Annotated in this window: 12 protein-coding genes; 3 read left to right on the top strand and 9 right to left on the bottom strand. The window is 71.8% G+C overall.

The window, feature by feature from the left end:
- Positions 1 to 3: 3 nt before the first annotated feature.
- On the bottom strand, positions 4 to 675 hold the full coding sequence (locus IU476_RS31175; RefSeq protein ID WP_195105886.1) for a TetR/AcrR family transcriptional regulator: 672 nt from the start codon (positions 673 to 675) through the stop codon (positions 4 to 6).
- Positions 676 to 762: 87 nt separating this feature from the next.
- Complete coding sequence (locus IU476_RS31170) at positions 763 to 1104, bottom strand: hypothetical protein (RefSeq protein ID WP_195105885.1); 342 nt, start codon at positions 1102 to 1104, stop codon at positions 763 to 765.
- A gap of 248 nt (positions 1105 to 1352) precedes the next feature.
- Between IU476_RS31170 and IU476_RS31165 the strand changes: the two genes are divergently transcribed.
- Positions 1353 to 2576 (top strand): RsbRD N-terminal domain-containing protein, encoded by a 1224-nt coding sequence (locus IU476_RS31165; RefSeq protein ID WP_228824593.1) that lies wholly within the window; start codon positions 1353 to 1355, stop codon positions 2574 to 2576.
- A gap of 5 nt (positions 2577 to 2581) precedes the next feature.
- Here the strand turns inward: IU476_RS31165 and IU476_RS31160 are convergent, their stop codons facing one another.
- A complete protein-coding gene (locus IU476_RS31160; RefSeq protein WP_195105884.1) occupies positions 2582 to 3043 on the bottom strand; it encodes an SRPBCC family protein in 462 nt (153 codons plus the stop codon).
- A 297-nt stretch (positions 3044 to 3340) separates the two neighbouring features.
- Here IU476_RS31160 and IU476_RS31155 point away from each other — a divergent pair, with 297 nt between their 5' ends.
- The gene (locus IU476_RS31155) at positions 3341 to 5437 is read left to right on the top strand and encodes an acyltransferase family protein (RefSeq protein WP_324194466.1); all 2097 of its coding nucleotides are present in this window, start codon (positions 3341 to 3343) and stop codon (positions 5435 to 5437) included.
- Positions 5438 to 5448: 11 nt separating this feature from the next.
- Here the strand turns inward: IU476_RS31155 and IU476_RS31150 are convergent, their stop codons facing one another.
- The gene (locus IU476_RS31150; protein WP_324194465.1) at positions 5449 to 6405 is read right to left on the bottom strand and encodes an endonuclease/exonuclease/phosphatase family protein; all 957 of its coding nucleotides are present in this window, start codon (positions 6403 to 6405) and stop codon (positions 5449 to 5451) included.
- Positions 6406 to 6631: 226 nt separating this feature from the next.
- Here IU476_RS31150 and IU476_RS31145 point away from each other — a divergent pair, with 226 nt between their 5' ends.
- On the top strand, positions 6632 to 7033 hold the full coding sequence (locus tag IU476_RS31145; RefSeq protein WP_195105882.1) for a subtilase-type protease inhibitor: 402 nt from the start codon (positions 6632 to 6634) through the stop codon (positions 7031 to 7033).
- Between the two features lie 79 nt (positions 7034 to 7112).
- Here IU476_RS31145 and bfr read toward each other — a convergent pair whose 3' ends face one another.
- The 5 genes from bfr to IU476_RS37170 all read right to left on the bottom strand — a co-directional run bounded on the left by bfr (position 7113) and on the right by IU476_RS37170 (position 12666).
- Positions 7113 to 7595, bottom strand: coding sequence for a bacterioferritin (gene bfr / locus IU476_RS31140; RefSeq protein WP_195105881.1), 483 nt, complete (start codon positions 7593 to 7595; stop codon positions 7113 to 7115).
- Positions 7596 to 7655: 60 nt separating this feature from the next.
- A complete protein-coding gene (locus tag IU476_RS31135; RefSeq protein WP_324194464.1) occupies positions 7656 to 7886 on the bottom strand; it encodes a (2Fe-2S)-binding protein in 231 nt (76 codons plus the stop codon).
- A 97-nt stretch (positions 7887 to 7983) separates the two neighbouring features.
- Positions 7984 to 9432, bottom strand: coding sequence for an SDR family oxidoreductase (locus IU476_RS31130; RefSeq protein WP_195105880.1), 1449 nt, complete (start codon positions 9430 to 9432; stop codon positions 7984 to 7986).
- A gap of 154 nt (positions 9433 to 9586) precedes the next feature.
- A complete protein-coding gene (locus tag IU476_RS31125; protein ID WP_195105879.1) occupies positions 9587 to 11326 on the bottom strand; it encodes a GMC oxidoreductase in 1740 nt (579 codons plus the stop codon).
- Between the two features lie 95 nt (positions 11327 to 11421).
- Positions 11422 to 12666, bottom strand: a complete 1245-nt coding sequence (locus tag IU476_RS37170) for a PucR family transcriptional regulator (protein WP_195105878.1) — start codon at positions 12664 to 12666, stop codon at positions 11422 to 11424.
- Between the last annotated feature and the right edge of the window lie 287 nt (positions 12667 to 12953).

Raw genomic sequence — 12953 nt, 5'->3', positions numbered from 1 at the left:
GCGTCAGGCCGGAACGGCGAACAGCCGCACCAGCACCTGCACCGCCGCTTCCTCGAGCGCGGGGATCTCGTCGGGGAACCCCGCGCTGATCGGACCCAGCACCAACTCCTCGATCGCGCCCACCGCCGCGGTGAACATCGCCTCCGGCACCTCCGGCCAGCCCGGATACACCGCGCGCGCCCGGCCGTGCCACTCCCGCAGGATCTCCGCGATGCGCTGATAGCCCGCGTTGCGCAGCGCCAGCCCCAGCGCGCCCATGCCCGGTAGCTCCACGATCAGGCAGCGGGTGAATTCCGGCTCCCGAGCGCACATGTCGAGATAGCCGCGCACCCGCAGCCGCAGCAGCGCCAGCGGATCGGCCGGGGCGGAGCCGTTCGCGGGCGGCGGATCCAGCGCCGCGAACACCACTTCGGCCCCCGCCATCGCCGCGTCCAGGAAGCACTGTTGCTTGTCGCCGAAGTGCTGATAGAACTCACGCCGCGAAACCCGTGCGCGCGCAACGATATCGGCGACCGTGGTGGCCGCGTACCCCTTCTCGGCGACCGCCGAGATCACCCCGCGCAACAGCCGGGACCGCTGCTCGGCCCGCGCCCGCTCGGCCGGCAGGCGGCTGCGCCCGCGCGGCAGCCCGGGCCGGGACGCGTCGTACACACCCGACAATCGGGTCACACCCACGCCTCCCACCGCCTCGACCGGTCACCGGCCATTCTATGCGGCGGGCGGACCGGCCGAAGGTGCGGCGGCACAACGGTTTCCGGCCGCTCAGCTCCGGTAGATCCGGTCGACCGTGGTGGTCAGCAGCTCGCGCAGCGTGGTGAGCGAGCCGTCCGCGCCGGGAGCCGTCTCGTCGCTGTCGTCCAGCCCCTCGGCGATGCCGCCCGCGACCGCGCTGTGCACCGCGTCGCGCGAGACGCCGCTGTGCCGGCAGTTCGCCGCCGCGTACTCGAACCAGTCCAGGGTCGACACGCCCGCGGCCTCGGCCGCCTGGACGACCGACAGCGCCGACGCGAAGCCCGCGCGTACCGTGGCGTCGTGGGCGGCGGTATGTCGCCGGGCGGGACCGGGTCTGCCGACCGAACCCGCATCGTGTGGCTCCGCGCTCATACCCACTCCTTCCACCATCGGTACCTGCCTTCGACGGTACGACACCACGCCGCCGCACCCGTCCCGGAATGCCGAATCCTGCGGGCCGCGCCCGGGCTCGCGTGCGCACCGCGCTGTGACCGATCACAGTCCGCGACGGTCGCCACCCCGTGCGTTCACAGAACACCACCAGGTCGGCCGTCCGGCCGTGACCGGAGCGTTACCGTGAGGTGCTACGCGAATGCCGCGCCGGCGGAAGGGAATCGACGATGACGGCTACCAGCACCGAGCACCACGACCTCACCGTCTCGGGGCAACCGGTCACCTCCCCGCTCAAGGATGTGCGCGCCCTGGCGCGGAAGATGGTAGGCCACTTCGTCGACAATGTCGCGCCGTGCGGCACGCTGCCCGGCGACGCGCTGCGCGGCGACATCACCGCCGTCACCCGGGCCTGCCTCGAATTGGCGATCAGCATGCTCGACGGCACCGACATCCCGGACAAGACCGCGCGGCTCGAACAGGCCGCGGCCAACTGGGCCCGCGAGGGCATTCCGATCGACACCATCCAGCACGCGCTGCACGAGGGCTTCCGGCTCGGCTTCGACCTCATCCTCGATCGCGCCACCCCCGACGACTTCGACAGCCTCAAGGGCGCGTCGCGGCGCCTGCTGGACGTGCTCGACACCATCAACGCCACCGTCTCGCGCGCCTACGTCAAGGAGCTGCGCGGCGTGGTCGGCGAACACCACACCGCCGTGCACACCCTCACCTCGGCGCTGCTGGCCGGCCACCCGACCTCGGTGATGGCCCGCGAATCGGGCATCGAGATCGCCGAGTCGTATCACGTTGTCGCGCTGTCGATCCCGACCCATCCGGACGAGCGCAACCCCGCGCTGAACGGCCAGGTGGTGGCCCGGCGCAAGCTGCGGCGGGTGCAGGCGGTGCTGGCCGACCGCTGCGCCGACACCGCGCTGTCGCTGCTGAGCGTCGACGGCGGCACGGTGCTCGTGCCGACCACCACCCTCGGCGACGGCGACCTCGACGAGTTCGTGGCGGCGCTGTCGCGCAACGCGCAGGTGCCCGTCACCGCCGCCGTGATCGAGGCGAGCGCGACCGACATCCCGGACGCCGCGCAGCGCGCCCACGACCTGCTCGACATGGTGCAGCGCCTGCAGTGCCGGCCCGCGCTCTACCGCTTCGACGAACTGGCGCTGGAGTACCAGCTGACCCGGCCGGGCCCGGGCCGCGAGTACCTCGGCGCGCTGCTGGACGTGCTCGACGCGCATCCCGAACTGCTCGGCACCCTGCGCAAGCACATCGCCACCAACCTGAACCGGCAGCAGACCGCGCGGGCGCTGCACGTGCACACCAACACCGTCGACTATCGGCTCAAACGCGTCGCGCACCTGACCGGTTTCGACCCGACCCAGCCGGCCGGGCTGTGGTACCTACGGTCGGCGCTGGTGGCGCGCAGCTACCGCGCCACCAGGTAGCCGCATCAGTCCCGCTCGGCGAGTTCGGCGAGGCGATCGAGGGAGGCGCGCAGGTTGTCGGCGGTGGTGGCGCGCGCCCGGACCAGCCGCTTCTCGTCGTTCAGCAGCGTCCAGTCGTAGGTGTGGGTGACGCGGGTGCGCGACTCGTCCACCGGTTCGAGTTCCCAGCGCCACAGGTGCCCGGGCGGCTGCGCACCCGGTTCGGCCGGGCGCCACGCGATGCGGCGGCCCTCCTCGAACTCGACCACGTGGTTCTCCCGCACCACGCCCGGCTTGGTGAGCGTCGTGACGAAGACGTCGCCCACCGCGTGCGGGCGTTGTCCCGCTGCGGCTTCCGACAGGTTGTCGTTGCCGTCCCAGCGCGGCTGCTGGGACGGCTCGGCGATCAGTTCGAAGATTCGGTCCGCGCCGGCCGCGATCTCGCGGGCGGCCGAGACGATGCGCGTGTCGGTGGTGCTGTCGGTCATCTCACGATCGAAGCATCACACCGCCCCGGCGCGCCACCCGGCGACAGCGGGCGGTCACCGGGGCCGGGTCCGCGACGCGCCCGGAGCGACCAGGCAGTTACCCTGGTACGCAATAACACCGCTCCCGCCGGCCGCCGTACCGGTACGGCAGCGAATCGTCAGCTATGGGCCGCGGCGGATTGGACCCGTCTTCGAGCACCGTGGTAAGAGACATATCGTGCAGCCCCTCCTCCCCGCCCGTCCCGCGCCGGTTCGCACCGCGACCGTGCGCCGCGGACGCCCGGCGCGCCGGTCGCGGTGACGGCCCGGCCCGCGAGGACGCAGATCGGCGCACGCGGCCGCCGGACCCGAGCCCCGGAACGCTCGGGCGCCGCGACCTACCGGCTCGACCTGGACGGTCTGCGCGGTGTGGCCATCGGGCTGGTGGTCGTGTTCCACGTCTGGTTCGGGCGGGTGTCCGGCGGCGTGGACGTGTTCCTGGTGCTGTCGGGCTTCTTCTTCACCGGGCTGCTGCTGCGCCGGGCGGCGTCCGGGTCGGTGGGCCTGGGCGCCACCCTGCGGCGGACCGCGCGCCGGCTGCTCCCAGCGCTGGTGACGGTGCTGGCGGCGGTCGTCGCGGCGACGGTGCTGCTGCGTCCCTACACCCAGTGGAACGAACTGGCCGACCAGACGGTCGCCTCGCTGTTCTACTACCAGAACTGGCACCTGGCGCTGTCGTGGTCGAACTACGCGGCCGCCGATCCGTCGGTGAGCCCGCTGCAGCACCTGTGGTCGATGTCGGTGCAGGGGCAGTATTACCTGGCCGCGATGCTGCTGGTCGCCGGAATGTGCTGGCTGGGCGCGAGATTCGCGGCCTCGCGGGTGCCGACGCGGGCCTGGCTCGCGGTCTTCGCGGTGCTCGCGCTGCTGTCGTTCGCCTACGCCGCGCACGGCAGCGCGGACCAGCAGGGCTGGAACTACTACGACAGTGTGGCGCGGGCGTGGGAACTGCTCGTCGGGGCGCTGCTCGCGGTGGCCCTGCCCTACCTCGCGCCGCCGCGCTGGATGCGGTCCGTGCTGGCCGTGCTCGGTCTCGCGGCGGTCGTGGCGTGCGGGTGGTTGTTCGAGGGGGCGAGCCTGTTCCCGGGACCGGCCGCGCTGTTCCCCGTGTGCGCCGCCGCCGCGCTGATCATCGCCGGGAACACGGCGGACCCGGCGGCACGACCGCTGCCGAACCGGCTGCTCACCTGGGCTCCGATGCTGCGGCTCGGGGACATCGCCTACGCGCTGTACCTGTGGCACTGGCCGATCCTCATCTTCTACCTGACCGAACGCGGCCGTCCCGACGCGGGATTCGCCGACGGGCTCGTGGTGATCGCGGTGTCGCTGGCGGCAGCGTGGGCGACGCACCGGTTCGTCGAACAGCCGCTGCGGCTCCGCGCGGCCGAGCCGCAGGCGTCGGCGACCTATCGCCGCCGGGCGGGCGTCGCGGTGTCGGCGGCGGGCACGGCGGTCGCGGTGCTCGCGACGGTGTGGATCGTGGTGGTCGGCTCGAATCCGCCGCATCCGGTCGGCGACCTGGACCGCGCGCGGTATCCCGGCGCGGAACAGCTCGCGGCCGGCGTCGGTGCGCCCGACGCCCCGATGCGCCCGTCGATCGCCGAGGCGCCCGCCGACCGCGCCTATCCCGCCCGCGACGGCTGCATCGCCGACTTCGACACCCGCGACGTCGTCACCTGCGTCTACGGCGACCCCGACGCGCATCGCACGCTCGCGGTGGTGGGCAGTTCGCACGCCGAGCACTGGATTCCCGCACTGCACGAACTCGGCAGGCAGCACGCGTTCCGGATCGTGGTGTACCTGAAGATGGGCTGCCCGCTGACCGTCTCGGCGGACACGATGTACAAGGGCGAGAGCATCCCCGACTGCCGCGACTGGTCGCGCGAGGTGATCGATCGGCTCGGCGTCGAGCGGCCGGACTGGGTGTTCACCACCGGGACCCGCCCGCGCGACACCACCGGCGACGAGACGCCCGCCGACTACGTGGACGTGTGGACCCAGTTCGCCGAGCGCGGTCTCCACGTCGTCGTGGTGCGGGATACGCCGTGGTTGCGGCGCAACGGGATTCGCTACCGCGCCATCGACTGTCTCGCCCAGGGCGGCGATCGCGACGGCTGCGGCATGCCCCGCACCGACGCCCTCGACCCCGTCGATCCCGCCGCGGCACCGGCCGCCGCCTTCCCCAACCTCTTCCCGATCGACCTGAGCGACGCGGTCTGCGGCCCGCAGATCTGTCCCGTGGTGGCGGGCAATGTCCTGCTCTACCACGACGAGCATCACTTGACCGCGACGTATTCACGCTCGCTGGCGCCCGCATTGGAGCGGCAGCTGCGGCCCATCTTCGGCTGGTGGTGAGCCGCGAAAGGTCAACGCGCCGAATCGAATCCGATCCGCGCCACCAGCGCCCGGTGGTCCGCGCCGGGCAGCGACACGGTGTCCACGCCGCCCGCGCGGCCGCCCGCGACGAGGATGTGGTCGATGCCGATGAGCGGCGGCCAGCGCTTGTCGGTGGGATAGGTGGCCAGGTAGCCCGCGCCCGATTGCTCGGCGGCGTCGTGGAAGCGTCCGGTCAGCAGCGCGCGGAACTGCGCGTGGTCGTAGGTCGCGTTGAAGTCGCCGCCGACGATCGCCGGACGGTCCGGCGCGCGGTCGAGAATCGCACGGAGCCGGGCCAATTCGTCGCCCCACTGCCGCGTGCCGAAGATCGGCGGCACGGGATGGAACGCGTACACGGTGACCGGTCCGACGCCCGGGACGGCCGCCGTGGCCGACAGCTGGTTCAGGACGAACCCGTCGTATTCGACGGTCTCCGACAGCGGGTGGGCGCTCCAGATGCCGGTCCCGGTCGCGGTCCGGCCCGGGGACAGGAACCGGTGCGGCAGTAGCTCGTCGAGCCCCGCCCGGCCCAGCGCCTCGACCGCGGCCGGGGTGAGTTCGTCGACCGTGAGCACCGTGACGTTCCGGGCGCGCACCTGCTCGACCAGCGCCGCCGGGTCCGCGCCGTCGAACAGCAGATTGGACTGCAGGACCGTCACACCGGGCCCGTCGGCCGCGCTGGAGCGCCCGGCGTAGAGCGGGGCGAGTGTCCACAGCGCCGCGGCGACGACCACGATCGCCACCGCCGCCCCCACCCGATTGCGCACCGCGGCGAACCCCACGACCCCGACCACCGCGCCGACCATCAAATACGGGGCACCCGATGCCGCCAGCACCAACACCCGCGCCCACGAGGAACTGAAATGCAACCCGACGCCCACCGCCCCCGCGAAGGTCGCGAGTCCCGCGAGCACCTGAACCCCGACCCGAATCACCTTCGACCACACGGCTACAGGCAAACACGCGGCCGGGTCCGCCACCAACCCGGCCATGACCGGTTCGCCATCCGGTCGCGTACCTGCGGGCCCGTCGACGGCCGCCGCCATGCGGTCGCGTACCTACGGGTCCGGCGACGGCCGCCGTCATGCGGTGACGACTGCGGTGCGCCGGGCCACTCGGGCGGCGGGGCTAGGCTCGGTGGCGAAGTGATCAGTCGAGGCGGAGGTCGATGACGTGCGTTTTCCGATACGGGCCCTGGTCGTCGCGCCCGGTGTGCTGCTCGCGGCGCTGGCGCTGACCGGACCCGCCCATGCCCAGGACGAACCGGGATCGCGGCTCACGCTGTCGGTCGCGCCCGGTGACCAGTCCGCGCCGCCGCAGCGGACGGTGACCCTGGACTGCCAGCCCGCGGGCGGCACCCATCCCGATCCGCAGGCCGCCTGCGCACAGCTCACCGAGCGCGGCGGCGACCTCGACGCGGTCGCGGCGGGCGACGAGCATCGCATGTGCACGATGATCTGGGATCCGGTGACCGTGCGGGTCACCGGCACATGGGAATCGCGCCCCGTCGACTACCAGCACACCTTCGCCAACACCTGCGCGCTGGAAGGCGCGGGCGCCACCTTCCGCTTCTGATCACCGCGGATTGCGCCCAGGCCGCGGACGTCGTCGTCGAGACGATCCTCCACGGCCTCGGCGCGGGCCGCCGGCCCGATCAGTCCCCTTCGGGGGTGTCGGTGTAGCGCTGCAGGTAGAGCTGCTCGCCGAGCTTCTCGAGCAGGTCCAGCTCGGTCTCGAGGTAGTCGACGTGGTGCTCTTCGTCCTCGAGGATGGCCTCGAAGATGCGCGCCGAGGTGACGTCGCCGCGCGAACGCATCAGCTCGATGCCGCCGCGCAGCCGGTCCACCGCCTCCATCTCGATCTGCAGGTCCGCCCGCAACTGCTCGGGCACGGTCTGCCCGATGCGCAGCGCGTTGAGCTTCTGATAGTTCGGCAGCCCCTCGAGGAACAGGATCCGGTCGGTGAGCAGCTCCGCGTGCTTCATCTCATCGATGGATTCGTAGCGGGTGTGCTTGGCGAGTTTGGTGAAACCCCAGTTCTCCTGCATCTTCGCGTGCAGGAAGTACTGGTTGATCGCCGTGAGTTCGGCTGTCAACTGCTCGTTGAGCAGCCCGATGATTTCCTTGTCGCCTTCCATAGCGTGTGATCGTGTCACAGCTCACAGGAGACCACCCGGTAAGGCAGACCTGACTACGGATCAGGCGGCCGGAACCCCTGCCACCTCGGCGGCGACCTCCGCCGACGCCTCGGCGCGAGCACGGCCCACCACCTCGGCCAGGCGCGAGGTGCACGAACCGCAACCGGGCTTCCAGCCGCACGCCAGCTTCACCTGACGGGTGGAACAGGCGCCGGCGGCGACACAACGATGCACGTCCTTCTCGGAGACGGCGTTGCAGATGCAGACGTACACGGCGGGCCTCGGTAACACGGGGACAAGGTCGGGAGGTTAGCCTCAACTAACGAGGTAAGCCTCGCCTAAAGTAAAGCATCCCGGCCTCGGGGGCTGTCAATAGCCTCGCCGCGAATCACCGCTCCCGTTCGGCCGCACCGGTGATGTTGCGGGCCATGCCGCCGAAGATCAGCGCGTGGAAGGGTGCGATGGCGTGCCAGTACAGATGTCCGGCGAAACCGTGCGGCTCGAAGACGGCGCGCTGCCGGTAGACCGCGCCCGCCCCCGTTCCGGGCGCGACCGACAGCTCCAGCCACGCGCGGCCGGGCACCCGCATCTCGGCCCGCAGGCGCAGCAGCCGCGGCCGGTCGATGCGCTCGACGCGCCACCAGTCCAGGGCCTCGCCGGGTCGCAGCCGCTGCGGGTCGCGGCGGCCGCGCCGCAGGCCCACACCGCCGGAGACCCGGTCGATCCAGCCGCGCAGCGCCCACGCCAACGGGAAAGAGTACCAACCGTTTTCGCCGCCGATCGCCTCGATCACCGCCCACAGCCGCTCCGGGTCGGCGGTGGTGGCGTGTTCGCGCACGTCGGTGTAGAGCGAGCCGCCGGACCAGTCCGGGTCGGTGGGCAGCGGGTCCGACGGCGCGCCCGCGTCCGACCAGCGCGTGGGCACGTCGAGGTCCTTGATGCGCGCCAGCGCCAGTTCGACGGCACGGCGGTAGCCGGTCGGGCCGTCGGGCGGCGGCGCGATGTGCTCGGCGATCGCGTCGTCGCGGCAGACCACGTCGTTGATCAGTGATTCCATCAGCGGCACCGCGATCGAACGCGGCACCGGCGTCACCAGATTCACCCACTGCGCCGACAGCCACGGCGTCAGGACGGGGACGGTGAGGATCACCCGGCGCGGCAGGTCGGCGACGGCCGCGTAGCCGCGCATCATGTCCAGGTAGGTGAGCACGTCGGGACCGCCGATGTCGAACGCCCCGGTGACCGATTCGGGCAGTTCCGCGCCTCCGACCAGGTAGTGCAGGACATCGCGCACGGCGATGGGCTGACTGCGGTTGTGCGCCCAGCGCGGGGTCACCATCACCGGCAGCCGCTCGGTCAGGTAACGCAGCATTTCGAAACTGGCGGAACCGGATCCGATGATCACCGCGGCCCGCAGCACCAGCGCCGGGGTCGACCCGGCGAGCAGGATCTCGCCCACCTCGGCGCGGGACCGCAGATGCCGCGACAACTCCTGCCCCTCCGGAGTGATGCCGCCGAGGTACACCACCCGCCGCAGCCCCGCCCGCGCCGCGCGGTCGGCCGCGATCCGGGCGGCCGTGCGGTCCACGTCCTCGAAGTCGTCGCAGCTCAGCGAGTGGACGAGGTAGTAGAGCACCTCCTGCCCCGCGACGGCCCGCTGCACCGCGTCGCCGTCGGTGACATCACCGACGACCACCTCCACGCGATCGCGCCACGGCACCTCGCTCAGTTTCTCCGGACTGCGCACCAGCAGCCGCACCGCGTGCCCCCGCCGCAGCAACTCCGGCACCAGCCGGCCCCCGATGTACCCGGTCGCCCCGAACACCACACAGCGCACGCGATCACCTCTTCCGGTCGATCACTCGTACAGCCCGGCCCGTTCACTCAGCGCCCTACACACGGTACGGGTAGCCGACGACATGCCCGGGTTCATCGACCACCGTGCCTGGGCCGCGGTCGCGGTGCCGGTCGTTCGGGACCTCGGCGAACTCTCAGGCCGATTGGTCCCCGGCCCGGTCGGCCGAATCGCGTACCACGAACAGCGGCAGGCGCAGCGCCGCCGGGGCGCCGGCCGGGACGACCGGGTTGCGCGGCAGTACGGCGGGGATGCGGCGGTAGGGGTGGCCCATGGGCGGGCGGGTGTCCTCGTCGTCGCGGTTGGGCCACAGCGAGGCGGCGCGTTCGGCCTGCGCCGCGATGGTCAGCGACGGGTTCACGCCGAGATTGGCCGAGATGGCCGAGCCGTCGACCACGCTCAGCGTCGGGTAGCCCCAGACGCGGTGGTACGGGTCGATCACGCCGTGCTCGGGATCGGCGCCGATCACGCAGCCGCCGATGAAGTGCGCGGTCATCGGGACGCCGAAGACGTCGGGCCAGGTGCTGCCCGGGGTGGCGCCGAGCTTCTCCGAGACCCGCCGGGTCACCTCGTGGCCGGGCGGGATCCAGGCGGGATTGGGTTCGCCGTAGCCCTGTTTGCTGGTGAAACGCCGGCCGAACAGGCCGCGCTTGGTGTAGGTGGTGATCGAGTTGTCCAGGCTCTGCATCACCAGCAGGATCAACGTCCGCTCGCTCCAGCGGTGCGTGCGCAGCAGCCGCACCGTCCGGACCGGGTGCGCGAACGCCGTCGCGAACACCCGCACCCAGCGCGGGCTGCGGTGACCGCCGTCGACAAGATAGGTCTGCAAGAGCCCCATCGCGTTCGAGCCCTTGCCGTAGCGAACCGGTTCGATGTGGGTGTCGGGCGTGGGATGGAACGAAGAGGTGATGGCGACACCGGCGGTGAGGTCCAGGCCGGGATCGACCTCGGTGCGCCCGGCTCCGAGAATGGCCTCCGAGTTGGTGCGGGTCAACACCCCCAGCCGCGCCGAAAGATTCGGCAGCACACCGGAATCCCGCATCCGGAACAGCAATTGCTGAGTGCCCCAGGTGCCCGCCGCCAGCACCACGTAGCGAGCGGTGAAGGTGCGCGGACGCCGCCGGACCCAGGCCCCGGTGCGGCGGGTGTCGACCCGCCAGCTCCCGTCGGGCTGCGGGTGCAGCGCGGTCACCGTGGTCAGCGGATGCACTTGCGCGCCTGCGCGTTCGGCCAGACCGAGGTAGTTCTTCACCAAGGTGTTCTTCGCGCCGTGGCGGCAGCCGGTCATGCATTCGCCGCATTCGACGCAGCCGGTGCGCTCGGGGCCGACGCCGCCGAAATACGGGTCGGGCACGGTCTTTCCGGGTTCGCCGAAGTACACGCCGACCGGTGTCGGTACGAAGGTGTCGGCCTTGCCCATGTCCCGCGCCACCGATTCGATGATCTCGTCGGCGGGCGTGGTGTGCGGGTTGGGCACCACGCCCAGCATCGTCCGCGCCTGCTCGTAGTGCGGGCTCAATTCCGCGTCCCAGTCGGTGATCTCGGTCCACTGTTTGTCGCCGAAGAAGGCCGGGCCGGGCTTGTAGAGCGTGTTGGCGTAGTTGAGCGAACCGCCCCCGACGCCCGCGCCCGCGAGGATGAAACAGTCCCGCAGCCGGTGGATGCGCTGAATCCCGTAGCAACCCAGCCGCGGCGCCCACAGATAGCGGCGCAGATCCCAGTTGGTGGCGGCGAAGTCGGCGTCGGCGAACCGGCGCCCGGCCTCCACGACCGCGACGCGGTATCCCTTCTCCACCAGCCGCAGCGCCGTCACGCTGCCACCGAACCCGGATCCGACGATCAGCACGTCGACATCGAACCGCCGCTCTGCGGTCATGGCCACCTCCTGAACTCGACGCTAACAGCCCGCATCCGCCGCGCTACCGCGCTTTGTGGCGACTACCAGTGCGTACGTGGCGGACAACCGAGGGGTCACAACGGACCGCCCGCCGGGCCCGGCTCCAGCATCCGCGCCACGAAACTCGCGCGCAGATACCACAAATCGGTCGGTGCGTCCGGATTCAGCCCGGTCAGCGCCGTGATGCGGTCGAGACGGCGGCGCACCGCGCTCACCGAGATGCCCAGCCGGCGAGCTGCGGATTCGCGTTTGCACTGGGCGGCGAAGAAGGCGTCGACGGTGTCCACCAGTTCGGGCTCGGCTTGCAGCGGGTCCAGCAGCGACCGCAGGTGCCGGTTGGCCGGGCCCGGCTGCACCAGCTGGTATTCGCAGGCCAGCTCCCGGAACCGGTGCAGGCCAGGACCGCGGCCCAGGCGCAGCGCCAGATCCAGCAGCTGATGCGCGCGGTCGGCGGCCTCCGGGATCCGCGCGCGCGGCGCCGGCACGAACGCCGCCGTGACCTCCGCGTCCGCGGCGCGGCTCAGCCGGTCGATCAGCGCGTGGAGCCGGTCGTCGGCCGAGCCGGACGCGTCGGCGGGCACCAGCACCGTGCCGCCGTCGACGCTGAGCAGCGCGAGCGCCCGCGGCTCCTGCTCGCGGGCGAGTTCGGCCTGCACGCGGCGCAGTTTGCGGCGCGCGACCACCCCGGCGTCCAGGCGCGGATCCTGCTCATCGGGGTGTGCGGCCAGCGCGACGGCCACCACCAGGTAGTGCTCCGCGAGCTCGATGTCGTTGTGGCGCCGCGCGATCGCGTCGGCACGACCGGTCAGCAGCGCCGACACCAGCGTCTGCGAGGCGACCCGCCGCTCGCCGGTCATCGCCCGCACCTCGTTGACGTAGCCGCGCACCACCGCGGTCGACAGCGTGCGCAGCGCCTCGATCAGCACCACGCCCGCGCCGTGCAGCCGGGCCGCGACATCGGGCCGCCCGCGTTCGCCCACCACCACCTCGGTGACGGCCTCGGCGGCGGCGTGCACCGCGTGCTGCACCAACTCCACCGGCAGCTGCCGGTCCGCCCAGCGCGCCGCGATCGCCTCCACCCGGGCCGCCGCGCGCTCGGGCACCGCCGCGCCGGTGCGCGCGGCGGCGACGATGGCCTCCATGCAGCAGCGGGTCACCGTGAGCAGGTCGCCGCGCACACCCGGGTCCGAACGGGCCCGCGCGGCAACGGCGGAGAGGTCGAGACCGTCCACGATCTTCCGCGCCAGCGCCTGATAATTCGGCGTGCCGGTCCCCTCGACGGTGGCGATTCCCGGGCCGATGCCGTCGGTCACCGTCACGAGCGGCCTCCCGATTGGGAGAATTCACGAATACGGGCCGAATTCCGCTGTGATACTTCCTCGCTCGGCCATCGGAAGTTCTTTCCGAAAAGGGGCGGACCCGGGCGGTGGATGGTCATGACATTCCCCGTTCGACGCTGCGAGGCACACTTTGCACGGCGTAATTCGCCAGGGGGAAACTCTATCCCGAAGTCCGCGACGGGAACAGGTCGAAGTGCACACCGCTGCGCGGGGACTTTGTGCACTCTCGCCGACGCGGCCCGCGGGCGGCGCGCCGCGGCTATGGC

This window comes from Nocardia blacklockiae (genome assembly GCF_015477355.1).
GTDB lineage: Bacteria > Actinomycetota > Actinomycetes > Mycobacteriales > Mycobacteriaceae > Nocardia > Nocardia blacklockiae.
Note: the sequence above shows the minus strand (reverse complement) of the source record. Positions and strands in the feature narration are given on the sequence as shown.